The following is a 22,186-nucleotide window of genomic DNA, read 5'->3' on the forward strand; positions in this document are numbered from 1 at the left end:
TTCATCTGTTGCAATGGGTTATGGGGGGCGGCGGCGTTTGGTTCAAGAGCCTGCGCTCAGGAACCGTCGCTTTGCGCCAGCGGGTGGTGTTCCAGCACCAGCTCTTTCAGCCGTTCGTCCAGCACATGGGTGTAAATCTCGGTTGTTGCCAGATCTGCATGGCCCAGCAGGGTCTGGATGGCACGCAGATCGGCGCCATTGGCCAGGAGGTGGGTGGCGAAAGCGTGGCGCAGCGTGTGCGGCGTGACTTTTTCGGGAGAGACGCCGCCTTCAACCGCCAGGTCTTTGATCAGCTGAAAGAAACGGTGGCGGGTCAGATGGCCCAGCTTGCCCCGACTGGGGAAGAGAAAGCGACTGACGGGTTTGCCCTCCAGCCGCCCGACCTCCTCCGCTTCGTCCCGTTCCAGCAGCCATTCTGCGAGGGCCACGCGGGCTGGCGGCGACAGCGGCACCATCCGTTCCTTGCCGCCCTTGCCCGAGATCAGCAACACCCGTGGATCACCGCGGGCGGCGCTGACGGGCAGGGACACCAGTTCGGTCACCCGCATTCCGGTGGCGTAGAGCACTTGCATCAGGCAGGTGTTGCGTAGCTGTTCCGCGTCGGTCCGGCCGTGGCTTCGAGCAGCGTTGAGCAGGCGGTCAACCTCTGCTTCGCTGAGCGTTTTGGGCAGTTTCTTGTCCTTGCCCGGTCCGGCAATCTGAATGGCGGGGTTATCGGCGCGCCAACCTTCCTCAAAGGCAAATCGAAACAACTGCTTGATCGAAGACAATCGCCGCGCACGGGTAGAGCGCGCCAGCCCCTGGGCCTCGCAGTCGATCAGATAGCTTTCGATCTGATCCCGTGTCACGGTTTCAAAATCCGCCCCCGCCCGGTCCAGCCATTCGGTGAAGTCGCGCAGATCACGGGCATAGGCCATGCGGGTGTTTTCCGAGGCGCCCAGCTCGGCCACCTGCGCTTCCAGAAAGGCCGAGATCCAATGCAACATCTGCATCTCAACTGCCCCGTTGCAACAACAGGGCCTGTAGCGCCGCCTGCCGGGCGGTGTCTTCCAGCCCCAAGGCGCGGAAAGTTGCCAGGGCCTTGGGCAATTCATGTAGTTCCCCGGCGATGGCCCGTTGATAAAGCAGCATTGCCCGCAGGATCACCTCGCCCAGACGGCGTTCTGACATATCGGGCTCAAACTGTGCGGGCAGCGCCAGATCGGCAAACCCTTCGACAACCGCACGCTGCCGCGGATCGGAGGTTTGCACCGCGCCCGGTTCGCCAACGGCAAGCGCCGTCAGGAAGGCCTGATCGGGCAGGCCGGGGCCCAGCTTCTGTGCGGCCTGTTCGTAAAGGGGCGACAACAACGCCACATGATAGGCCAGGGCAGCTGCTTCACCCGTCAAGGGCAGCGTCATTAGATCCTCAGCGTAAAGCTTGGCAAATGGCACCTCCAGACGCGCCACCTTCATGGCGGTGAACGCCTTGGGCAGGGTACGCGCCACGGCATTGCCATCGCGGGCCTTCAGGGCAATATCAAACCGCTGCACCGCATCGATCCGGTCCCAGATGCCACCCGAGGCGGCGGGCAGACGTTCCGAGTAAATTCCAAGCAGGCGGTTCGGGGCCAAAGAGCCGGTCTGCGCCAGACGTTCTGCGGCCTCGATCTTGGCCTTCCAGCCGACAGTGCCACGCAGGTCCGCCACCGCAAAGGCCCGCGGGAGCGGTGCGGTGGGCAGGGATTCGCCCACGGCTTCGCGCAGGCGGAACACCAATGGCGAGGGCCGTACCGGCGGATGCGGCAGCGGCTCACCCTCAAACAATTCGGGATCCAGGAACAGCTGCAGCAGCGCCATTTCCTGATCGCTCACCAATCCCAAGGCTTTGCCGGTGCCCAATGTCAGCGCCGCCGTGGACCAATCGCCTGTTCGGGCGGTGCAGAACACCCGCGCCGCATAAGAAGGTGCGAGATGCGGCGCGCGCATCAGCTTGGCGCAGGCAAGGTTTTCATCACCGGTCAGCAGCGTGGCATCAAACCATCGCGCAAACAGCGGTTTTTCATCGGCCCCCGTGCGATCCAGCAGGGCTTGCACCGCTTCCACCGCGCCCAAAGACAGCAGCGCATCCAGACGGGCCTGCAGCAGCAGACTCTGGTCCGTGGCATCTGCCGGCGCTTCGGCCTCGGCCAGCAACAACGTGTAAAACAAAGACTGCATCGCCGGCAGAGCGGTTAATTTCTGCGCCCGGATCAGCTCTTGCAGGCTGTCGGTCTGCGAATAAGCCCAAAGATCCGGCGGCAAGCCGGTGACTTTCGACGACAGCAGCCCAACCGCATCGTTCTGGACCTCGCCCAAAGGTGCAACTGCAACGTCGGGCGTTGTAGCGCTTTCGGTCACGGGGGGCTCTGACAGGCGATCGGGATCAATCAGCGGGGCCTCAACCGGATCGGTCAGCCAGTCGATGGCCGAAAGCGGCTCTTCGGCCAGTGCGCCACTTGCCAGCACCGCGAGGAGTGACGTCGCCTGTGCCAATCTGGCGCGTTTAGCCGGCATCCAGCGTCACCTGTTGTCGAATCTCACGTTGTTCCGGCGAAAAATCCGCCCCCAGCCATGGCCCGATATAGGCATAAGCCACCAGCGCCACAGCGCCCAAAACCGCCAAGATGAAAAGCCATTTAATCAGACGCCCCATAGTCCTACTGCCCGTTGTTGATCATTTTCTTTCACTTATAACTGGCCTTTTGCCCAAGATCACGTCATTCAGACAGGAAATCGAAAAAACGGCAGAGGTTGGCCGAAGGGCGGGGCATCATGGCGTGGAAACTGAAGAAAACCGTTGTGCTGGTCGGCATGATGGGGGCCGGAAAAACGGCTGTTGGCAAGGCGTTGGCGGCCAAACTTGGGGTGCCGTTTTTGGATTCGGACGCCGAGATTGTGGCGGCGGCGAATATGGAAATTGCCGAAATTTTCAGCCGCGATGGCGAACCGTTTTTCCGTGACAAGGAAAGTCAGGTGATCGAACGCCTGCTGAGTGCCGAACCCTGCGTGCTGTCCACTGGCGGCGGTGCCTTTCTGGCCGAACGCAACCGCGCCATGATTGCGGACAAAGGGGTGGCTGTCTGTCTGAATGCGGATCTGCAACTGCTGTGGAACCGGGTGAAACACAAGGACACACGACCCTTGCTGCGCACCGAAGATCCCTTTGCAACCCTTTCGGAAATCTACGAAACCCGCGCGCCTATTTACGCCATGGCGGACCTGCGTGTCGGGGTGCAGCCGAATTATTCCATAGAAATGACCCGCGACAAGGTGGTCGAGGCGCTGGGAACACGCCCTGACGTATTGGAGGTGCCGAAATGAGTGCCGCAAATGTTGAAGCTGTTCACGTTCCATTAGGCGATCGCGCCTATGATGTGCTGGTTGGGCCCGGCCTACTGGCACAAGCAGGGACGTTGATTGCACCCTTGTTGCGGCGCAAACGGGTGGCTGTGGTCAGCGATGAAAACGTCGCTGGGTTGCATCTGGAGGCCCTGAGGAAAGGCCTGCAAGCGGTTGATATTGAAATGGTTTCTCTGGCGTTGCCGGCGGGCGAGGCAACAAAGAGCTGGCCGCATTTCGAACGCACGGTTGAATGGCTGCTGGCGGAAAAGGTGGAGCGCAACGATGTCGTCATCGCCTTTGGCGGTGGTGTGATCGGCGATTTGGTGGGTTTTGCAGCCGCCGTGATGCGGCGCGGGGTGCGGTTTGTGCAGATCCCAACCAGCTTGCTGGCGCAGGTGGACAGTTCGGTTGGCGGCAAAACCGGCATCAATGCACCACAGGGCAAAAACCTGATCGGTGCCTTCCATCAGCCCTCGCTGGTACTGGCCGATACAGAGGTGCTGGGCACGCTGACCAAACGGGATTTTCTTGCCGGTTACGGCGAGGTGGTGAAATACGGCCTGCTGGGCGATGCGGCTTTCTTCGACTGGCTGGAAGCCAATGCCGAAGACGCTGCCGCTGGTGACATGGCCAAACGGATCTATGCGGTGAAACGCTCGGTCGAGATGAAGGCCGAGATTGTCGCGCGGGATGAGACAGAACAAGGCGACCGCGCCTTGTTGAACCTAGGCCACACCTTCTGCCACGCGCTGGAGGCGGCGACCGGCTATTCCGACCGCTTGCTGCACGGCGAAGGGGTCGCCATCGGCTGTGCTCTGGCATTTGAGGTGTCCTCTCGCATGGGCCTGTGCAGCCAGGAAGATCCCAGTCGCGTGCGCGAACATCTGTCGCGCATGGGCATGAAGGTGGACCTGAAGGACATCCCCGGCGATCTGCCCGATGCAGAGGCGCTGATGGGTCTGATGAGCCAGGACAAGAAGGTGCAGGACGGTAAGATCAACTTCATAATGGCGCGTGGCATCGGTCAGGCTTTTGTCACGGCGGATGTGGATCGCGACGTGGTGAAAGCCGTGCTGAGCGAAGCGCTCGCGGCGCGGTAATCCTGCCAAAAGATACAGGGAAAACACCTGTTTTCTCTGGCTGAAATTCGTTTATCAGGCCCTCTTGTCCCGCAAGGAGAGGCCCAGATGAGACGTTCCGAACTGCTGATGCCGGCAGGCAATCTGCGCAAGTTGAAAATGGCAGTGCTCTATGGCGCTGATGCCGTTTACCTCGGCACGCCGGACATGAGCCTGCGCACCAAATCGCAGTTTTCGCTGGAAGAGGTGATCGAAGGCGTCGCGTTTTGCCACGCCCACGGCAAACGCGCCTATCTGACGCTGAACCTGTTCAGCCACAACAAAGACGTGCCGAAGCTGGATGAGTATATCGAAACCATCCGCAGGGTTCAGCCGGACGGGTTGATCATCGCGGATCCCGGTGTGTTTACCTATGTTAAGAAACACGCTCCGGAGATCCCGCTGCATATCTCAACCCAGGCCAATGTCTGTTCTTGGCTGTCGGTCGATTTCTGGCAGGATCAGGGCGCTGCTTTGGTGGTTCTGGCGCGTGAAGTGTCCTATCCCGAACTGGCCGAGATCCGCGAAAAATGCCCGGATGTGAAGCTGGAGGCTTTTGTGCATGGCGCCATGTGCATGACCTATTCGGGGCGCTGCCTGTTGAGCAATTTCATGGCCGAGCGCGGCGCCAACCAAGGCAATTGCGCCAATTCCTGCCGCTGGAATTATCAGGTGCGGATGCGGCTCAAGGACGGCACGGTTGAGGACCTGAATATCACGCCGGACAACGCTGATATGTTTGAATTTTTACTCGAAGAGGGCTGCCGCCCCGGTGAGCTGATGCCGATCGAAGAGGATGGGCGGGGCAGCTACATCATGAACTCGCGCGACCTGTGCATCATGCCGAAGCTGGACGACTATCTGAAGATCGGCGTGGACTGCCTGAAAGTCGAAGGGCGCGGCAAATCCGAATACTACTGTGCCATTGTGGCCCGCGCCTACCGCATGGCGATTGATGCCTATTATGACGACCCCGCGGGCTGGGATCCCAAACCCTATATGGATGAGCTGGAAACCGTCGGGAACCGTGGCTACACGCTGGCCTTCCACGAAGGGCGGCTTACCAATCACGCACATAATTATGAACACACCGCTGCCATTGCCCAATGGGAATACGCCGGTGTCGTTGTCGGGGTGGAGGCGGAGGGCATCCTGATCGAGGTCAAAAATAAGCTGGAAGCGGGCGATGTGTTGGAGTTCGTCTCGCCCATCGCGCGGGACACGGTTCTGTTGCGGATGTATGAGTTTGAGGAGGCCGCGACAGGCGCGCGCAAAGAGGTCATTCATGGCTCCACCAAGACGGTGATCCGGGTGCCCTTTGCTCTGTTTGATCATGAGGATACGGATTGGCTGCGCGCGCAGTTTCCGGAATATACCGTGATGCGCAAAGAACGCGCCCTGACGGAGGAGCAATGGGCGCGGATCAAGCTGGATAAGGTGGTGCAGGGGATCGAGGCCTCGGGCAAAGATCGCCCCAAAGCCTATGACCGGTCACGCGACAAGCTGGTTGATGCCATCGGGGAGGGGGCCGCGGAACGCCGGCACAAAACCAACCGCGTCGGCGTCGAAGGCTGCTGCGGCCGTGGCTGCAATGGCTGCCTGATGTTCTGGCAGGACCCGCAGTACGAAAAAGCACGCGAGGAATTGCTAACCCGCAAACAGGGCGCACAATTGAGCCGGGCTGAGGCCAAAGCGTTGAAATTGCCGGTGGCGGAGTAGGTCACATTCGCGTGGCTGTTAATGCCGACTTTGAGCCCTAGGCGTAAGATGCTGCAGGTCGCACAAACGTCCCTGTTTTCAAGAATAGCCCCAAAAAATGGATCAAGTTGCCTCTGCTGAATCACCTCAGTCACTATGCTTTGAATTGATTTTCGTAGGCTTCAATGTGCTGCGGGAATAGCGTTTCGTAGGGCGGTTCGCTCACGCCAAGTGCATCCACGAATACTTCGGTGCCATTGTCACCGAATTCAACGAGATGCAAAGTAACATCAACACACTCAACTTGGCGCCCATCTTCCATCTTCAAAATCAAACCATTCCAAATTTTGTAATCCTGTTCATCTTGGACTTGCGGCAGCACAGATGTTTGGAACGTCGTAAAGCTGTCAGTTGGTTGAAATTCACCCTCGGCGCACCCCATAGGAGGATCACCGCCCCCTGCCAGGTCGGTGTCACCAATGTGTAGGTCTGCATGAAGTACTTTGAACATGGCCAATCACCGTCTTGGTCAAATTGTTGGTGCGTCTAGCTGCGGTTTTGGGAAATTACTGCATCCTCGTACTTTGTAAGAATGTTGGCAGCGTTACACCAGTCTTTACAAATTGCGTTTCGTAAAGCCGACATTGGCGCAGCCGCAACGAGTTCATCCTTCGACCGCTTCGCGTTTGTTAACAGCGAAGTCTCGACAACAGTTATCACCTCGTTCCAGGCACAAACAAAAAAACGCCCACACCATCCAAGGCGCGGGCGTTCCCAATTCTCGAACGTTCCGGCCGCTTAGTCGGCCAATTTCACCAGCGCGTGGCGTTTTTTGCCGGCGGACAGCTTGATCGGCTGCGCCAGTTTGGCGGCGTCGACCATCAGGCCTGCATCGGTCAGGTTTTCATCGTCCAGCTTGGCGCCGTTTTCCTTGATCAGGCGTTTGGCGTCTTTGCCGGATTTGGCGAGGCCCGATTTCACGATCAGCTGCACGATGGAGATGCCATCGCCCAGATCCGCGGCGGAGAGCTCCAGCGTGGGCAGGTCATCACCGACGCCGCCTTTTTCAAAGACCTCACGCGCGGTTGCCTCTGCCGCGGCAGCTGCTTCTGCACCGTGGCACAGGGTGGTCACCTCATTGGCAAGGATCACTTTGGCATCGTTGATCTCCTGACCTTCCAGCGCGCCAAGGCGGTCACATTCTTCGACCGGCAGTTCGGTGTAGAGCTTCAGGAAACGGCCCACGTCGGCGTCGGTGGTGTTGCGCCAGAACTGCCAGAACTCATACGGGCTGCGCATATCGGCGTTGAGCCAGACAGCCCCATCCGCCGATTTGCCCATTTTCTTGCCTTCCGAGGTGGTCAGCAGCGGCGAGGTCAGGCCAAAGATCTGATTGTCGATCACCCGGCGCGTCAGGTCGATGCCGTTGACGATATTGCCCCATTGGTCCGAGCCACCCATCTGCAGCAGGCAGCCGTAACGGCGGTTCAACTCGAGGAAGTCATAGGCCTGCAGGATCATGTAGTTGAACTCAAGGAAGCTCAGCGACTGTTCGCGGTCGATGCGCGATTTCACCGATTCAAAGCTCAGCATCCGATTGACCGAGAAGTGGCGGCCAATGTCACGCAGGAACTCGAGGTAGTTGAGCCCGTCAAGCCATTCGGCGTTGTTCAGCATCAAGGCGCCGTTGTCGGCATCCGAATAGTCGATGTATTTGGCAAAGACCTGCTTGATGCCGCTGATATTGTCGTTGATTGCGGCCTCATCCAGCAGCGGACGTTCATCCGCACGGAACGACGGGTCACCCACCTTGGTGGTGCCGCCCCCCATCAGGGTGATCGGTTTGTGGCCGGTTTTCTGCAGCCAGCGCAGCATCATGATCTGAATGAGCGAGCCAACATGCAGCGATTTTGCCGTTGCATCAAAGCCGATATAGGCGGGAACCACACCGTCGCAGAGCGCTTCGTCAAGTGCCTGATAATCGGTGCAGTCGGCGATAAAGCCGCGCTCCATCATGACACGCATGAATTCCGATTTGGGGTGGTAGGTCATTGCTTTTGTCCCTTACAGCTTTGCGCCCGTGTGTATAAGCTGCATCCTGCCAAGGGGGAAGGTGTGAATTTGCAACCTGTTAGGGGTTTTGTTGTGAAGGGGCTGGGGCTGTGACGCAGAGGCTGGATAAATCCGCGCCGATCTGGGCGCTTGGGGCAATGTCGGGGACCTCGTTGGATGGGGTAGATGCCGCCATGTTGCAAAGCGACGGGCAAGAGATTCTGGCCTTTGGTGACAGTGGCTACCGGGCGTATTCCGCGCAGGAACAGGCGGTTCTGCGGTCTGGGCTCGGCTGTTGGCAAGACGCACCAGAGGTGGCCCAGGTGGCTGCGCTGTGTGAGCAGGCCCATGAAGAGGTGTTGGCTGGTTTTGAGGGTGCAGAGCTGATCGGCTTTCACGGCCAGACCTTGGCTCATGATCCCGGCGGGCGTGGCACCCATCAGGCTGGCGACGGCGCGGCTTTGGCAGCCAGACTGGGCAAACCTGTGGTCTGGGATTTTCGCAGCTCGGATGTGGAACTGGGCGGGCAGGGCGCGCCGCTGGCGCCGTTTTTCCACTTCGCCTGTGCCAAATGGATCGGTGCCACAGAACCGCTGGCTTTCCTGAACCTGGGCGGCGTCGGCAATATCACCTGGGTCGATCCGCGCAAATCCACGCCAGAAGAGCCCGGTGCGTTACTGGCCTTTGACACCGGTCCGGCAAATGCGCCGCTGAATGATCTGCTGCAACAGCGCCGGGGTCAGGCCTATGACAAAGACGGCGCGCTGGCAGCACAGGGCGAAGTGGTCGAAGGGGCGCTGGAACTGTTTCTTGACGATCCTTATTTTCCCAAAATCCCGCCCAAGTCCCTGGACCGCGATGCCTTTGCCGACATGCTGGATCTGGTGCGCGAACTTGACGATGGCGATGCCGCCGCCACGATGACCGGCATGGCGGCCACGGCGGTGATGCTGGCGCTGGATCATTGCCCGACACGCCCGCATCAACTGTTGGTCACAGGCGGCGGGCGGCACAATCCAGTGATGATGCAAATGCTTGAGGCCAGCCTTGATTGTGCGGTCAAACCGGTAGAGATGGTGGGTCTGGATGGCGATATGCTGGAAGCGCAGGCCTTTGCCTATCTGGCGATCCGCGTTGCCAAAGGTTTGCCGACCTCCAGCCCTGAAACCACGGGGGTTTCAGCCCTCGTCGGGGGCGGCACGGTAAGCTATCCCGCCAACAATCCGGCGTGACGCGCGTTCTTCTTGGTCAAAATATCCTGGGGTGAGCCACGCAGGGGCGAGGGGCAAAGCCCCTACGGCGCTCATCCCATCGTTGTGAAGCGATCAGGCAGAGCAGCTGGCCCCGCCCAACACGCAGAACTTGGCGCAATGGGGGTGGTTCAACTGTACCGGCGCTTCGGCCTCTTCCAACGTGCGGCCCATTTCAAACTGGGCGTCATAGGGCAGTAGCGTGCAGCTCAAAACAGTGGCGCTGTCAGCGCCTTTGCGCTTCACAACCATCCGCGAAGAGGCGCACATCACGCTGTCGGGCGTCTTGTTGAGGATGCCCCAGCAGGCTTCGGTGATTTCGGGCACTTCGGCGCTCATGTCCATTTCAGGAAACAGCACACATTGGCCGGGGTTGCTGGCGTCGATGTCATAACCGCGTGCCTCAAATAGGGCGCGGTAGCCATCCCTTGCGGCGGCGTCGCTCTCGTGCCAAAGCGCACGGCCCGCAACCGCCATCTGAATGCCGCTGTCGCGCAGGAAATCCATCCCGATCAGAGATTTCTCAAAAGCACCCTTGCCGCGTTCTGCGTCATGTGAGGCAACATCCCAGTGATCCAGCGAGACCCGCAGGGTCAGTTTGGTGGGGAAGGTTGCGTTCAGCCGCACCAGCCCGTCTTTCACCCGTCGCCGCATCATCGGCAGCATGGCATTGGTCAGGATCAAAACCTCATAGCCGCGTTTCAGGGCCGCCTCCGTCATCGCGATCATATCGGGATTCATGAAGGGTTCACCGCCGGTAAAGGCGATTTCACGGACCTTCCATTGCCGGCCTTCCAGCTGGTCCAGATAGTCCTCAACCTCGGCCACGGTGAGGTAAACCAGTGAATCGTTTGTGGGCGAGCTTTCGATGTAGCAATTGGCACAGGTGATATTGCAGAGCGTACCGGTATTAAACCACAGCGTCTCAGGACGGCTAAGCGGGACATGGGCACGGGTCTGGCCGTCAGCGGTGACCATCGGATCGATGAACTTGCCCTGATTTGCGGTAAGTGCTTGAGAATCCTTCATATCACCCTCTTGCCTGTGACTGCACCGGACATTAGCGCTGCGCCGCGCTGGCGAAAAGGGGGGGGCACAAAAAGGTGACGGGATTGTGAATAAGCGATTGAGTGCTAGACTGCGGCGCAGGGATAAAGTATCAGGGCGTCGATAGCGCTAACATATCCACTCACCAGCCCCGGCCAGCGTTCGGCAACGGGGCCTTGATCAAGGAAAACCTCATGGTCTCGCGTGTCATTCCCGTTGATCCCTTTGACCTCGTGATTTTTGGCGGCACCGGCGATCTTGCCCGTCGTAAAATCCTGCCAGCCCTGTTTCGCCGCTACTGTGCCGGCCAGATGCCTGAAGGCTCGCAGATTATTGGCGCGGCACGTTCCGACATGGACGACAAGGGGTTTCAGAAACTGGTGAAAGAGGCGCTGGAAGAGTTTAACCCCGGCCCCAAACCCGACGCTGATCAGGTCAAAGGGTTCCTGGGGGCACTTCACTACGTCAAGGTGGACGCGATGGGCACCGATGGCTGGAGAAAACTGGCCAGCAAGATGCGGGACGGCATGGTGCGTGCCTTCTATTTCTCGGTAGCGCCCAGCCTGTTCGGCGCCTTGGCAGAACGGCTGCACAGCAATGGTATGGTGGATCCCGAAACCCGCATTGTGGTGGAAAAACCCTTTGGCCGTGATCTGGAAACGGCAAAGGCGCTGAACACATCGCTGGCAGCGCATTTCGACGAGAGCCAGATCTACCGCATCGACCATTATCTTGGCAAAGAGACGGTGCAAAACCTGATGGCGATCCGGTTTGGCAATATGCTGTTCGAGCCGCTGTGGAACGCGCAATACGTCGACCACATTCAGATCACCGTTGCCGAAACGGTGGGGGTTCAGGGGCGAGGCGAGTACTATGACCGGTCTGGCGCGATGCGCGATATGGTGCAGAACCACCTGATGCAGCTGCTGTGTCTAATCGCAATGGAACCGCCAGCAAAGTTTGATCCTGATGCGGTGCGCGATGAGAAGCTCAAGGTGATCCGGGCGCTGGATCCGGTGGAACCCGGCGATATCGTCCGCGGCCAGTATCAGAGCAACGACACGCAGACCTCTTATCTGGACGATGTGAAAGACCCCGCCTCCAAGACCGAGAGTTTTGTGGCGATGAAGGTGCATGTCTCCAATTGGCGTTGGGCCGGCACCCCGTTTTACCTGCGTACCGGCAAACGCATGAAGGCACGCTCCAGCGAGATTGCGGTGGTGTTCAAAGAAACCCCGCATTCGATCTTTGAGGAGGATGCCGGCCGCCATCGCAACACCCTGTCGATCCGCCTGCAGCCGAACGAAGGCATTGATCTGGACGTGACCATCAAGGAACCGGGACCGGGGGGCATGCGTCTGATCGATGTGCCGCTGGACATGACCTTCTCCGAGGCATTGGGCCCGGAGGCTGAGGTTGTGACCGACGCCTATGAACGCCTGATCATGGATGTGATCCGTGGCAACCAGACGCTGTTTATGCGCGGCGATGAGGTTGAGGCTGCCTGGGCTTGGACCGATCCGATTATCAATGGCTGGGAAGCCCGTGGGGACCGGCCAGAACAATATGACACCGGCAGCGCAGGTCCTGAGGACTCGCTGGCGTTGATGCACCGCGACAGCCGTCGCTGGAGGGAGATCCGCTCGTGAATATTGTAGAATACCCCGACCGCGACATGCTGGCGATTGATCTGGCCAACAAACTGGCTGGTGAGTTGACTTCGATCCTGCACCATGAAGACAGGGTGACCCTGGTTGTGCCGGGCGGCACCACCCCGGGGCCGATTTTTGATGATCTCTGCGCTGCCGATCTGGATTGGTCACGGGTGGATGTGATGCTGAGCGATGAACGCTGGGTGCCCGAAGACCATCCACGTTCGAACACCAAATTGGTGCGCGAGCGGTTGCTGACCGACCACGCCAGTGCCGCCTCGATGGTGCCGCTTTACGCCGAAGCAGATGCACCCGAGGATATGGTGGCCAAGTTGCAGCCTGCCATCGCACCCAAACTGCCTGTGTCTGTGGCGCTGTTGGGGATGGGGGCGGATATGCATACCGCGTCGCTGTTCCCCCGTGGTGACAACCTGCGGCTGGCGCTGGATCCCCATGCCCCCATACTGGTGCCGATGCGGGCCGAAGGGCTGGAGGAACAGCGTATTTCACTGTCAGCCCATGTGCTGCGGGACGCGATCAACCTGCATATCGTCATTATGGGCGCGGACAAGAAAGAGGCACTGGAACGTGCCCGCCATCTGCCACCCGAGGAAGCGCCGGTGCGCGCAATTCTGGACAATGCCACGGTGCATTGGGCGCCTTAACGGGTCTTACCCGACATATTCGACCTCTAAGCTGACAGGAAAAGTGATGAACTTTCAAAAGCTTGCTGAGCATTCCAAACGTGTGGCCGACCGCCATATCCTTGACCTTTTCCAAGACCCGCACCGCGCCGAGGTTTTTTCGGCACAGGCGGACGGGTTGCTGTTTGATTATTCCAAAACCAACCTCGACCCTGAGACCCGCGATTTCCTGATTGCCGAGGCCAAGGCCAGCGGGCTGGAAGCCAAGCGCGAAGCGATGTTTTCGGGCGAAAAGATCAACGAAACCGAAGGGCGCGCCGTGTTGCACACCGCCTTGCGGGCGCCGAAATCTGAGCTGGTTGAGGTTGACGGCGAAAACGTCATTCCGGCTGTTGTCGCAACCCGCGCGCGGATGGCTGAGTTTGCTGATGCGGTCCGCAGCGGTCGTTTCAAAGGGCAGGGCGGAGCCATCACCGATGTGGTAAATATCGGCATCGGCGGCTCGGACCTGGGGCCTGTTATGGCGGTGAAAGCGCTGGCGCCTTATTGCGACGGGCCGCGCTGTCATTTTGTGTCGAACATTGACGGGGCGCATCTGGCGGATGTGCTGGCGGGGCTGAACCCTGAAACGACGCTGGTGATTGTGGCCTCCAAAACCTTCACCACAATTGAGACCATGACCAACGCCACTTCGGCCAAAAACTGGATGGCAGAAAAGGTCGATAACCCCGGCGCGCAGTTTGCGGCGCTGTCCACCTCGGACGACAAAACCGCCGCATTTGGCATCGACGCCGCGCGGGTCTTTGGGTTTGAGGATTGGGTTGGTGGACGCTATTCCATGTGGGGGCCGATTGGCCTGTCGGTGATGATCGCCATCGGGCCGGATCCTTTTGCCGATTTCCTGAAAGGTGCGGCGGTGATGGATGACCATTTCCGCGCCGCTGAGCTGACAGAAAACCTGCCGGTTCTGCTGGCGCTGGTGGGCATGTGGCATCATCAAGGGCTAGGTTACGCCACCCGTGCAGTGCTGCCCTATGAGCAACGGCTGGAACGGTTGCCGGCCTATCTCCAACAGCTGGAGATGGAGAGCAACGGCAAACGGGTTTCGATGGATGGGGCTGATCTGGCGGTGGTCAGCGGCCCCGTTGTCTGGGGTGAGCCGGGCACCAACGGGCAACATGCGTTCTACCAACTGATCCATCAGGGCACCGCCGTAGTCCCGTGTGAATTTATGGTGGGCCGTCAGGGCCATGAGGCTGATCTAGTTCATCATCACCAACTGCTGGTTGCCAACTGTCTGGCCCAGTCAGAGGCGCTGATGAAGGGACGTTCACTGGCGGAAGCGACGGAAATCATGGCCGCCAAAGGCCTGACCGGCGCTGAATTGGATCGGCAGGCCCGCCACCGGGTTTTCCCGGGCAACCGGCCCTCCACGACCTTGGTTTATGACCAGCTAACCCCCTTTGTGCTGGGCCAGATCGTGGCACTGTATGAACACCGCGTGTTTGTTGAAGGGGTGCTGCTGGGCATCAACTCATACGACCAATGGGGCGTCGAACTGGGCAAAGAACTGGCGCTTGCGCTGGGTCCGGTGCTGTCCGGCGAAGAAAGTGCAGAAGCCAAGGATCCCTCCACCCGCATGTTGGTCAAACATCTGCAGGGCTGAGCCTATGAACCCGCCCCGTCAACGCGCCTCTATTCGGGGCGCGTTTTCATTTTGGGGATGTCAAATCCGGGCGGTGCCAACACAAAGTCCTGCCACTGAAACCCCGGCGCAACGGTGACGCCTGCCAAGGTGAACTCTCCCAGACATTCGGTGCGCTGCCAGACATTTGGCTGCATCGGCAGCTGAGGCCGTTCCCCGGCTGCAAAATCGGTCCCCAACACATCGTCACGCCTCGGACCGTGCCGCGATGGCGCCTGCGAAATCACCAACGGCCCACCCATGTAGTGATGCCACAGCGTTGCCGAGGTTTTGCGGTGCCAGGTTGTGATGTCGCCCCGTTGAAATAATACATAGATATTGGTTGCCAGGTCGCCGCCCGGTTCTGGCACTGTCCAGGTCCGGCAGTAGAATCCGCCTTCGGAATGCGGCGTTAGCTCCAGCTGCGCAATCAGCTCTTCTGCGGTCATGCGCTAGCGCCCCCGGTTTGCACCCCATAGGGCGGATCAAAGGCGTCGTCCGCCAGGATTACATCTTCAAACCGGAACCCCGGTGCAACGGTGACACCGGCCAGACAAAAGCCCGTCAGACAATCGCTGCGTTGCCATAGATTGGAAGCGACCGAGATCTGAGGCCGCGCCCCCGCTGCAATATCTTTGCCCAAGATCTGGTTCACGCGGGGGCCGTAGCGCGTGGGGCTGGTGGCAATTTGCAGCGGATCGCCGTAATAGTGATGCCACAGCGTGTTAGAGTCTTTGCGATGCCAGAGGTTGGTTTCGCCGGCGCGAAAAAGAAAATAGATATGCGTCGCCAGTGTGCCGGTTGCGCCGCCATCCACGGTCCAGGTGCGACAGTAAAATCCCCCCTCCGAATGCGGGGTGAGGTCTAGCGTGGCAATCAACTCTTCAGCGGTCATGCCCCAGCCTAGGCTAGACCAATGCGTTGTGCAAATCGCGCCAGACTTTGGGGCAGGCTTTGGCTCAGGCTTTTGGGATGTCAAACCCGGGCGCCGCCAATACAAATTTGTCGAACAGAAACCCGGGCGACACGGTGCAACCCACCAAAGTATAAGCGCCAGTGGTGCGCGCCGCCTGCCAATGGTTTGCCGGCACAATCAACTGGGGCTCCTGTCCTGCTGCCAGATCCGGCCCCAGAACATGTTCCGTTGCGGGCCCCTCATCATTTGCCGCCAGCGACAGGATCAGCGGCGCACCCGCGTAGTAGTGCCAGATCTCCGCCGCATCAGTGACCCGGTGCCAATGGCTTGCCTCGCCTTCCTTCAACAGGAAATAGATCGAGGTTCCCGCCGCCCGTTCGCCCTCGGCCACGTCCTCCACCCAGGTTTGACGGTAGTAGCCGCCTTCGGGATGAGGCTGCAGGTCCAGCTTGCGGATGATCTCATCTGCGGTCATGTCGGGATCCTTTCTTGATCCGGCAAATACTGCCATTCGGTAAATGTTGCGGCTTCGCCCCGTTTCACTCCGGCAGCGTCAAGCAAGGGCCAAATCACCGCGTTGCGAATTTCAAACCGCCGCCCCGAGGCGCTGATCCGCACGCCGTGGTAATTCTCGATAAAGCCTTTGCGGCGCATCTCGGCAAACATGCCATCACGTTGCGCCTGATGGGCAGGCTCCGCCGTTAGGCGCGAGGGCAGGGTGGTCAACTGATCCCAGCCCATTTCCCAAAGGTTCTGCCCGGCCAGATTGCCGTAGGTCAGCACCGGATCCGCCGTGCCATCATGGCTCAGCATCACAGCCTCCGCACGATAGAGCGCCTGCGCGGTTGCGGCCAAAGGGCGGCCCAGAAGACGTTCAAAACTGGTCATCATCAGGTCTGCATGGGCGGACTGATAGTGATTTTCGGGACTTGGGCTTTGCATCAATCTTAGGTCTCTGCGGGGGGCTTCTGGGGACCGTCCCCCAAAGGCGGGGGATCAGCTGCGCCAGATGTAGAAGTTCAGCTTGTTGCCGTCCAGATCCCGAAAGTAGCCGCCGTAGAAATTGTCACCACGCCAGCCCACAGCCCCTTCATCCAGCGCCCCCAATTGCAATGCCCGAGCATGGAGCAGATCGACCGTGTCTTTATCCGCCACGCTCAGCGCCACCATCGGCCCATTGCCCGATTCCGCCGGGTGCCCGTCATAGGGTTTCGTCACCAAAAGCGCCGGTTTGTCGCGGCCAAAACCATAGGTGACCATCGTGTCGTTTTCATAAATAAGCCGCACCTCTTGCCCCTCAAACAGCGCATCATAAAACGCTTTGGCCGCAGGCAAGTCATTGGTGCCAATGGTGATGTAACCAATCATGGAAAATTGCTCCTCAAAATACAGGAGCCTATCCGTCCCTCCTAATTATGCAAGCCAGCTGATCATCAGCGCCCTCAACTGACGTCGGATAGTCTGCCTCTCCAGACACGCCAGCACCGCCAGATTTGTCCACACGCCAAGCGCCGAAGCAAATGCAAAGCTGTCAACAAAGGAGAGGCCAAACAACACCTCTGCGCCGGTGATATAGATCCGTGCCGTCGAAACGCTTAGCCCCAGGGAAAAGGCAACCCTCATAAGCAACTCATGCCGGTCCAAGTTCCGGTGCCGGATCGCCTGGATGGCCAGAAACATGGCGCCCATCATCGCTAGGCAAATCCCCCATGTTACAGAGATCGTTAACCATCCTCCCAAAGCTGGAAACACAAGAACCATTGCCATGACGCCAAGGCTGGACACCACCCCGCTGGCCACAAACACCTGTCCCGCAATCCGGTGAAGCAAAATCCGTCGTCGGACCACCGGATTGAATTGCATCGGGCCGATCAGGAAAAACGCCACCCCTGGCAACAGATGCAGCAGAGTCAGCATGGGATGTTGCGCATAGCGTTCATCCACATAGGGCAGGGCTTCGTGATTTTGCAGGACAAAATGCATACGGGCAAAACTGTCCCCGAGCACGGGAAAGCTCAACGCCAACAGGCCAAAAGTGATCCCGATGTGACGCATTGCGGCCTCCTGGCAAAATTGAACGTTTCTCCACGATAGAACTTCGGCTTTGTCGTTGGCGCAACGCGACCAAACGCCCCGCGCTTTCATCTTGCCAAAAATACTCCCGCCGGAGGCGTCCCCCGCTTTCCCCTACGGGTACAAAAAAGGGGTGGACCGAAGCCCACCCCAAATCTCGTCCGAATGTTCGGCTGATCTTACTTCAGGATCGAACGGCCGGCGTATTCGGCGGTTTCGCCCAGCACTTCCTCGATGCGGATCAGCTGGTTGTATTTCGCCAGACGGTCCGAGCGCGACAGCGAGCCGGTTTTGATCTGACCGCAGTTGGTGGCAACCGCCAGATCTGCGATGGTGGCGTCTTCGGTTTCGCCCGAACGGTGCGACATCACATTGGTGTAACGCGCCCGGTGGGCCATATCGACGGCCTTCAGCGTTTCGGTCAGCGAGCCGATCTGGTTCACTTTCACCAGCATCGAGTTGGCAACGCCCTGCGCAATGCCATCGGCCAGACGCACGGGGTTGGTCACAAACAGGTCGTCGCCGACCAGCTGCACCTTGTCACCGATTTTGTCGGTCAGCAGTTTCCAGCCTTCCCAGTCGTCTTCGTCCATGCCGTCTTCGATCGAGATGATCGGGTAATCGGCGCAGAGGTCCGCCAGATACTGGGCGTTCTCTTCCGAGGTCAGCGATTTGCCTTCGCCGGCCAGTTCGTATTTGCCGTCTTTGTAGTATTCGGTCGAGGCGCAATCCAGCGCGAGGTAGATGTCTTCACCGGGCTTGTAACCCGCTTTTTCAATCGACTTCATCACAAAGTCCAGCGCCACACGGGTCGACTCCAGCGCCGGTGCAAAGCCGCCTTCGTCACCGATACCGGTGTTGTAGCCGGCCGAGGACAGTTCTTTCTTCAGGGTGTGGAACACTTCGGCGCCCATGCGGATGGCTTCGCGGATATTGGCCGCGGAGACAGGCATGATCATGAATTCCTGAATGTCGATCGGGTTGTCGGCGTGCTCACCGCCATTGATGATGTTCATCATCGGCACCGGCAGAACACGGGCCGAGGTGCCGCCAACATAGCGGAACAGCGGCTGCGCGGTGAAATCGGCGGCGGCTTTGGCACAGGCTAGCGACACACCAAGGATGGCGTTGGCACCAAGGCGGCCCTTGTTCGCGGTGCCGTCCAGTTCGATCATCGCCTGGTCAATGGCAACCTGTTCGGTCACATCCATGCCAACCAGTTCTTCGGCAATCTCACCGTTTACGGCGGCCACGGCTTCCAGCACACCTTTGCCCAGATAGCGGGTCTTGTCGCCGTCGCGTTTTTCCACCGCTTCATGTGCGCCGGTCGAGGCGCCCGAGGGCACGGCCGCACGGCCCATGGTGCCGTCTTCCAGGATCACGTCCACCTCAACAGTGGGGTTGCCGCGGCTGTCGAGAATTTCGCGGGCGTGAATGTCAATGATGATGCTCATGGGCCAGTTTCCTTTGTAAAAAAGACCGTTCACGCGGCTTGTAGAACGCTGCGGCAGGAGGGGAAAGACCAAAGCATGATGTTTGCGCTCACCTTTCGGGGCACCGTGTTGAAAAGGCCGCGTTTCTCAGGAAAACCGCGATGGTTTGATCAAAAAGAGACCAATATTTGAGACAAATTCGCCGAAAATTTCACCAAAATGTCATGCGCTAACATTCTGTCGTGCAACGCGCGCGAATTCGCTGAATCAGGCCGGAGCAAACCGGCGCGCCAGCTGGCGTTCGCGCAGGAACGTGTAAAGCCCTGCACCGATAATCAGCGCTGCACCCAGATAGGTCATCAGGTCAGGCCGTTCGCCCAGGATCACGATGCCAAGGCCCATGGAAAACACCATCCGGGTATAGCGGAACGGGGCCAGCGCGGAGGCGTCACCGATCCGGGTGGCCATTACAATCGCGTAGTAGCCAAGAACACCGACGATCACGGTGATCGCGGAAATCCCCCATTGCTCCGCCGTCATGGCGACAGGTGCCTCGCCCAGAAACAACATCAGCAGCGGCCCCGAGATGACCAGTGATCCGAACCCCTGAAACGACACCACCGAAGACGGCGCACTGACAGGCAGACGGCGCGAGATCACATCGCGCACGGAAATGGTGACAACCGCCCCCAGCACCAAGAGCGTGGCAGGGTCAAAGCTGGTGGTGCCCGGACGGATGATCATCACCACCCCAAAGAAGCCAACGCAAATCGCGGCCCAGCGACGCCAGCCAACCGTTTCACGCAGGAACAATGCCGCCCCAAGGGTGATCGCCAGCGGGCTGGCCTGAAACACGGTAGAGAATGTGGACAGGGGCACCAGCGCCAGAGCCGTTACAATAAAGATCGCAGCAAACCCTTCGGAGGCAGTGCGCAGGTACAAAACGCCAGTGCCCGCCCCGCGCGGGAACAGTGTGGCGCCCTGTCGTTTGGCCATCAGGGCAAAAATCACCGCACCGCCTGCGCCGAGCAGCGTAATCACCTGACCTGCGGGCATCACTCCGGTCAGCTGTTTGATAAACAGATCCTCAATGGCAAAACACACCATTGAAAAAATCATCAGAAAGATGCTTTGCAGGTTGCTCATGTCAGGGGTCTCACAAACGCGAATAGGGCAGTGACCCGTCCCTGTTAGGGCTTTGCCACAAGCGGGACAAGCTCTGTGAAACGGTTGTGGTAGCTTTGCGGGAACTACGGCATCCGTACCCGCAACCAAATTTGGATCAGTCTTGCGTCTTGCTCAGCGGCACGCCGTAGAGTTCCAGCTTGTGGCCCTTCAACTTATAGCCCAGTTTCTCGGCGATCTTTTCCTGCAACTGCTCAATCTCGGGATCGCAGAACTCGATCACCTCGCCCGAGTTCATGTCGATCAGGTGGTCGTGATGGTCGCGCTCTGCATCTTCATAGCGGGCACGTCCATCGCCAAATTCATGTTTGTCCAGGATGCCCGCCTCTTCGAACAGCTTCACCGTTCGGTAAACCGTCGCGATCGAAATGCGGGGGTCGCGGGCCGAGGCGCGGGCATAGAGCTCTTCGACATCCGGGTGGTCGCCAGATTCCTGTAGCACCGCCGCAATGGTGCGGCGCTGGTCGGTCATCCGCAGCCCCATAGCTTCGCAACGTGTGATGATCGTGTCGGACATCTGCTACCCCGGTCTTGCCTTGTGTCTTTCTAGCCGCTGGCGGGTGTGTTGGCCACCACCTGTCATGCGGGCCGCGCTGATAGCGGGGGGGACAGAAGGGCGCAACCCGAATGCGCTGGTTGTTGGGAAAGTTTTGGCTGATTGGCAACCGGGTGCGCTCAGACCAACAGTTGTCCCTGCATCACCCTGACAACAGACCCGGTGACAGTGACCCGGCCCTGATCGGCATAGGCATGGATGCGGCTGGGACGGCCCATATCCTCCCCCTGCTGGATGTGCAGATCTACCGGCTCCCCGTCCAGATGCGCGGTCAAACCCGCCAGCGTCGCCGCAGCGGATCCTGTTGCAGGATCTTCCGGCACAATGTCCAAGGGGGCGAACATCCGCGCATGTACGCAGCCGTCGCCCTGACAGTAGACATATTGGGCAAAGTCACCGCTTTGCGGATAGGCGCTGACCCCAGCTTTGAAGGTGGCGATATCGATACTACAGGCTGCCAGCGCTTTGCGGTCCTGCACTTCGGTCACCACAAAGGGCAGCCCCAGCGAACAGATCATCGGCATGTGGCGTTGCGAACGGATTGAACCAATGGGCAGGCCCAGGGCCCGCGCCACAATGCCCGTTTCGGGGCGGCCCAGCACCTCGAACGGCACCCGTGTGGTAAACCGCGCCTCGGTATCGGTGGCGTGACAGTCCAACGGTCCTACACCCAGCTCCAAGGTCATCTCGGGTCCTTTGCCCAGATGGGCCAAAACCACAGCGGTGCCGATGGTTGGATGCCCGGCAAAGGGGATCTCGGTTGTCGGCGTGAACAGGCGCACCTTGGCGGTGTGACTCGCATCCTCCGGCGGGTAAACATAGGCCACCTCGGAGAAGTTGAACTCCCGCGCGATTTTCTGCAGTTGATCCTCTTTCAGCGCTGTTGCGTCAGGGATCACGGCCAGCTGGTTGCCGCCGAAGGGGGTCTCTGTGAAGACATCCACCACATGGTAGTCGATCATGCGGGTCTTATCCTTCCAATAGCGCCTGCACTTTCTGCAGACTGTTCAGGTTCCGGGCGGTGGCGCGTCCGTCCAGCAGCCGTTCCAGCGGCGCTGCTAGTTTGGATTTGCCGATCCCGTGCGGGGCTGCCACAACCAATGCTCCGTCAAGAAGGGTGAGTGTCTCTCCTTGGGTGCATTGGGCGGTCAGCGCGTTTATCTCATCGGGTGAGAATATCGCATCCGTCAGATAAATATAGATGTTTTTACCCTCGACCCCTTCAGATTGGGGGATTTTCGCCAGCAAAGCCTTTAGGGTGGTGGGCCGCAGAGCCAGCACTTTGGGGGCAAACCCGAAGTGGTCAGACACCAATTGCTGGATCAACTCTGCCAATTCCGCCCGTGTCTGGGCCGCATGGTGCAAAACAATGTTGCCGGATTGGATATAAGTCGCGACCTCGCTGGCGCCGATCTGTGGCAGATGTTTGCGCAACTCGGCCATTGGCACCTTGCCATGGCCACCGACATTCCCCCCCCGCAAAAACACCGCCCAGTTCCGCGCCATACTGCTTCC

24 protein-coding genes are annotated in these 22,186 nt (G+C 59.3%); 7 read left to right on the top strand and 17 right to left on the bottom strand.

Translation table 11 applies throughout. The features are described 5' to 3' along the window. Positions 1-56: 56 nt before the first annotated feature. The 3 genes from SIC14_RS16055 to SIC14_RS16065 are packed head-to-tail and all read right to left on the bottom strand — an operon-like array spanning position 57 to position 2,674. On the bottom strand, positions 57-992 hold the full coding sequence (locus SIC14_RS16055) for a site-specific tyrosine recombinase XerD (protein ID WP_412562919.1): 936 nt from the start codon (positions 990-992) through the stop codon (positions 57-59). Position 993: 1 nt separating this feature from the next. Further along, complete coding sequence (locus SIC14_RS16060; protein ID WP_412562920.1) at positions 994-2,535, bottom strand: hypothetical protein; 1,542 nt, start codon at positions 2,533-2,535, stop codon at positions 994-996. Then, positions 2,525-2,674, bottom strand: a complete 150-nt coding sequence (locus SIC14_RS16065) for a hypothetical protein (RefSeq protein WP_412562921.1) — start codon at positions 2,672-2,674, stop codon at positions 2,525-2,527. The genes SIC14_RS16060 and SIC14_RS16065 overlap by 11 nt, the downstream gene beginning before the upstream one ends. A 119-nt stretch (positions 2,675-2,793) precedes the next feature. Between SIC14_RS16065 and SIC14_RS16070 the strand changes: the two genes are divergently transcribed. The 3 genes from SIC14_RS16070 (at position 2,794) to SIC14_RS16080 (ending at position 6,200) form a co-directional block, all read left to right on the top strand. After that, on the top strand, positions 2,794-3,342 hold the full coding sequence (locus SIC14_RS16070) for a shikimate kinase (RefSeq protein ID WP_412562922.1): 549 nt from the start codon (positions 2,794-2,796) through the stop codon (positions 3,340-3,342). Continuing rightward, the gene (aroB, locus tag SIC14_RS16075) at positions 3,339-4,463 is read left to right on the top strand and encodes a 3-dehydroquinate synthase (protein ID WP_412562923.1); all 1,125 of its coding nucleotides are present in this window, start codon (positions 3,339-3,341) and stop codon (positions 4,461-4,463) included. The genes SIC14_RS16070 and aroB overlap by 4 nt, the downstream gene beginning before the upstream one ends. Before the next feature lie 87 nt (positions 4,464-4,550). After that, positions 4,551-6,200: a U32 family peptidase gene (locus SIC14_RS16080; protein WP_412562924.1), complete on the top strand. Its 1,650-nt coding sequence runs from the start codon at positions 4,551-4,553 to the stop codon at positions 6,198-6,200. A gap of 133 nt (positions 6,201-6,333) precedes the next feature. On the opposite strand, the gene SIC14_RS16085 is transcribed toward SIC14_RS16080, so the two are convergent. Next, on the bottom strand, positions 6,334-6,690 hold the full coding sequence (locus SIC14_RS16085) for a hypothetical protein (RefSeq protein WP_412562925.1): 357 nt from the start codon (positions 6,688-6,690) through the stop codon (positions 6,334-6,336). Between the two features lie 287 nt (positions 6,691-6,977). After that, positions 6,978-8,231, bottom strand: a complete 1,254-nt coding sequence (gene tyrS, locus SIC14_RS16090) for a tyrosine--tRNA ligase (protein ID WP_412562926.1) — start codon at positions 8,229-8,231, stop codon at positions 6,978-6,980. A 158-nt stretch (positions 8,232-8,389) separates the two neighbouring features. On the opposite strand from tyrS, the gene SIC14_RS16095 reads away from it, so the two are divergent. After that, positions 8,390-9,463, top strand: coding sequence for an anhydro-N-acetylmuramic acid kinase (locus SIC14_RS16095; RefSeq protein ID WP_412565884.1), 1,074 nt, complete (start codon positions 8,390-8,392; stop codon positions 9,461-9,463). Between the two features lie 93 nt (positions 9,464-9,556). Here SIC14_RS16095 and SIC14_RS16100 read toward each other — a convergent pair whose 3' ends face one another. Further along, the gene (locus tag SIC14_RS16100; RefSeq protein ID WP_412562927.1) at positions 9,557-10,510 is read right to left on the bottom strand and encodes a radical SAM protein; all 954 of its coding nucleotides are present in this window, start codon (positions 10,508-10,510) and stop codon (positions 9,557-9,559) included. A gap of 212 nt (positions 10,511-10,722) precedes the next feature. Here SIC14_RS16100 and zwf point away from each other — a divergent pair, with 212 nt between their 5' ends. The 3 genes from zwf to pgi are packed head-to-tail and all read left to right on the top strand — an operon-like array spanning position 10,723 to position 14,490. Next, on the top strand, positions 10,723-12,177 hold the full coding sequence (gene zwf, locus SIC14_RS16105) for a glucose-6-phosphate dehydrogenase (protein ID WP_412562928.1): 1,455 nt from the start codon (positions 10,723-10,725) through the stop codon (positions 12,175-12,177). Next, positions 12,174-12,845: a 6-phosphogluconolactonase gene (gene pgl, locus SIC14_RS16110; RefSeq protein ID WP_412562929.1), complete on the top strand. Its 672-nt coding sequence runs from the start codon at positions 12,174-12,176 to the stop codon at positions 12,843-12,845. Before zwf ends, pgl begins: the two co-directional genes overlap by 4 nt. 46 nt (positions 12,846-12,891) lie before the next feature. Continuing rightward, a complete protein-coding gene (gene pgi, locus SIC14_RS16115; RefSeq protein ID WP_412562930.1) occupies positions 12,892-14,490 on the top strand; it encodes a glucose-6-phosphate isomerase in 1,599 nt (532 codons plus the stop codon). Positions 14,491-14,519: 29 nt separating this feature from the next. Here the strand turns inward: pgi and SIC14_RS16120 are convergent, their stop codons facing one another. The 11 genes from SIC14_RS16120 to SIC14_RS16170 all read right to left on the bottom strand — a co-directional run bounded on the left by SIC14_RS16120 (position 14,520) and on the right by SIC14_RS16170 (position 22,177). Further along, a complete protein-coding gene (locus SIC14_RS16120) occupies positions 14,520-14,957 on the bottom strand; it encodes a cupin domain-containing protein (protein WP_412562931.1) in 438 nt (145 codons plus the stop codon). Then, positions 14,954-15,403 carry a cupin domain-containing protein gene (locus SIC14_RS16125; protein ID WP_412562932.1) on the bottom strand — a complete coding sequence of 150 codons (450 nt, stop codon included), beginning with the start codon at positions 15,401-15,403 and terminating at the stop codon, positions 14,954-14,956. Before SIC14_RS16125 ends, SIC14_RS16120 begins: the two co-directional genes overlap by 4 nt. 64 nt (positions 15,404-15,467) lie before the next feature. Further along, a complete protein-coding gene (locus tag SIC14_RS16130) occupies positions 15,468-15,899 on the bottom strand; it encodes a cupin domain-containing protein (protein WP_412562933.1) in 432 nt (143 codons plus the stop codon). Then, positions 15,896-16,366: an MEKHLA domain-containing protein gene (locus tag SIC14_RS16135; protein ID WP_412562934.1), complete on the bottom strand. Its 471-nt coding sequence runs from the start codon at positions 16,364-16,366 to the stop codon at positions 15,896-15,898. Before SIC14_RS16135 ends, SIC14_RS16130 begins: the two co-directional genes overlap by 4 nt. 54 nt (positions 16,367-16,420) lie before the next feature. Further along, positions 16,421-16,792, bottom strand: coding sequence for a VOC family protein (locus SIC14_RS16140; RefSeq protein ID WP_412562935.1), 372 nt, complete (start codon positions 16,790-16,792; stop codon positions 16,421-16,423). Positions 16,793-16,837: 45 nt separating this feature from the next. After that, positions 16,838-17,479, bottom strand: coding sequence for a DUF2306 domain-containing protein (locus SIC14_RS16145; RefSeq protein ID WP_412562936.1), 642 nt, complete (start codon positions 17,477-17,479; stop codon positions 16,838-16,840). A gap of 197 nt (positions 17,480-17,676) precedes the next feature. After that, the gene (gene eno, locus SIC14_RS16150; RefSeq protein WP_412562937.1) at positions 17,677-18,951 is read right to left on the bottom strand and encodes a phosphopyruvate hydratase; all 1,275 of its coding nucleotides are present in this window, start codon (positions 18,949-18,951) and stop codon (positions 17,677-17,679) included. A 246-nt stretch (positions 18,952-19,197) separates the two neighbouring features. Then, positions 19,198-20,076, bottom strand: coding sequence for a DMT family transporter (locus SIC14_RS16155; protein ID WP_412562938.1), 879 nt, complete (start codon positions 20,074-20,076; stop codon positions 19,198-19,200). Between the two features lie 136 nt (positions 20,077-20,212). Beyond that, positions 20,213-20,632 (bottom strand): Fur family transcriptional regulator, encoded by a 420-nt coding sequence (locus tag SIC14_RS16160; RefSeq protein ID WP_412562939.1) that lies wholly within the window; start codon positions 20,630-20,632, stop codon positions 20,213-20,215. Between the two features lie 158 nt (positions 20,633-20,790). Continuing rightward, positions 20,791-21,633 (bottom strand): PhzF family phenazine biosynthesis protein, encoded by an 843-nt coding sequence (locus tag SIC14_RS16165; protein WP_412562940.1) that lies wholly within the window; start codon positions 21,631-21,633, stop codon positions 20,791-20,793. Between the two features lie 7 nt (positions 21,634-21,640). Next, positions 21,641-22,177, bottom strand: a complete 537-nt coding sequence (locus SIC14_RS16170) for a DUF1697 domain-containing protein (RefSeq protein ID WP_412562941.1) — start codon at positions 22,175-22,177, stop codon at positions 21,641-21,643. Between the last annotated feature and the right edge of the window lie 9 nt (positions 22,178-22,186).

This window comes from Thalassobius sp. MITS945101 (assembly GCF_047123305.1).
Classification (GTDB): domain Bacteria; phylum Pseudomonadota; class Alphaproteobacteria; order Rhodobacterales; family Rhodobacteraceae; genus Thalassobius.

Coding starts and splice junctions, on each gene's coding strand:
- SIC14_RS16055 (WP_412562919.1), bottom strand. CDS start 992: ATGCAGATGTTGCATTGGATCTCGGCCTTTCTGGAAGCGCAGGTGGCC.
- SIC14_RS16060 (WP_412562920.1), bottom strand. CDS start 2,535: ATGCCGGCTAAACGCGCCAGATTGGCACAGGCGACGTCACTCCTCGCG.
- SIC14_RS16065 (WP_412562921.1), bottom strand. CDS start 2,674: ATGGGGCGTCTGATTAAATGGCTTTTCATCTTGGCGGTTTTGGGCGCT.
- SIC14_RS16070 (WP_412562922.1), top strand. CDS start 2,794: ATGGCGTGGAAACTGAAGAAAACCGTTGTGCTGGTCGGCATGATGGGG.
- aroB (WP_412562923.1), top strand. CDS start 3,339: ATGAGTGCCGCAAATGTTGAAGCTGTTCACGTTCCATTAGGCGATCGC.
- SIC14_RS16080 (WP_412562924.1), top strand. CDS start 4,551: ATGAGACGTTCCGAACTGCTGATGCCGGCAGGCAATCTGCGCAAGTTG.
- SIC14_RS16085 (WP_412562925.1), bottom strand. CDS start 6,690: ATGTTCAAAGTACTTCATGCAGACCTACACATTGGTGACACCGACCTG.
- tyrS (WP_412562926.1), bottom strand. CDS start 8,231: ATGACCTACCACCCCAAATCGGAATTCATGCGTGTCATGATGGAGCGC.
- SIC14_RS16095 (WP_412565884.1), top strand. CDS start 8,390: ATGTCGGGGACCTCGTTGGATGGGGTAGATGCCGCCATGTTGCAAAGC.
- SIC14_RS16100 (WP_412562927.1), bottom strand. CDS start 10,510: ATGAAGGATTCTCAAGCACTTACCGCAAATCAGGGCAAGTTCATCGAT.
- zwf (WP_412562928.1), top strand. CDS start 10,723: ATGGTCTCGCGTGTCATTCCCGTTGATCCCTTTGACCTCGTGATTTTT.
- pgi (WP_412562930.1), top strand. CDS start 12,892: ATGAACTTTCAAAAGCTTGCTGAGCATTCCAAACGTGTGGCCGACCGC.
- SIC14_RS16120 (WP_412562931.1), bottom strand. CDS start 14,957: ATGACCGCAGAAGAGCTGATTGCGCAGCTGGAGCTAACGCCGCATTCC.
- SIC14_RS16125 (WP_412562932.1), bottom strand. CDS start 15,403: ATGACCGCTGAAGAGTTGATTGCCACGCTAGACCTCACCCCGCATTCG.
- SIC14_RS16130 (WP_412562933.1), bottom strand. CDS start 15,899: ATGACCGCAGATGAGATCATCCGCAAGCTGGACCTGCAGCCTCATCCC.
- SIC14_RS16135 (WP_412562934.1), bottom strand. CDS start 16,366: ATGCAAAGCCCAAGTCCCGAAAATCACTATCAGTCCGCCCATGCAGAC.
- SIC14_RS16140 (WP_412562935.1), bottom strand. CDS start 16,792: ATGATTGGTTACATCACCATTGGCACCAATGACTTGCCTGCGGCCAAA.
- SIC14_RS16145 (WP_412562936.1), bottom strand. CDS start 17,479: ATGCGTCACATCGGGATCACTTTTGGCCTGTTGGCGTTGAGCTTTCCC.
- eno (WP_412562937.1), bottom strand. CDS start 18,951: ATGAGCATCATCATTGACATTCACGCCCGCGAAATTCTCGACAGCCGC.
- SIC14_RS16155 (WP_412562938.1), bottom strand. CDS start 20,076: ATGAGCAACCTGCAAAGCATCTTTCTGATGATTTTTTCAATGGTGTGT.
- SIC14_RS16160 (WP_412562939.1), bottom strand. CDS start 20,632: ATGTCCGACACGATCATCACACGTTGCGAAGCTATGGGGCTGCGGATG.
- SIC14_RS16165 (WP_412562940.1), bottom strand. CDS start 21,633: ATGATCGACTACCATGTGGTGGATGTCTTCACAGAGACCCCCTTCGGC.
- SIC14_RS16170 (WP_412562941.1), bottom strand. CDS start 22,177: ATGGCGCGGAACTGGGCGGTGTTTTTGCGGGGGGGGAATGTCGGTGGC.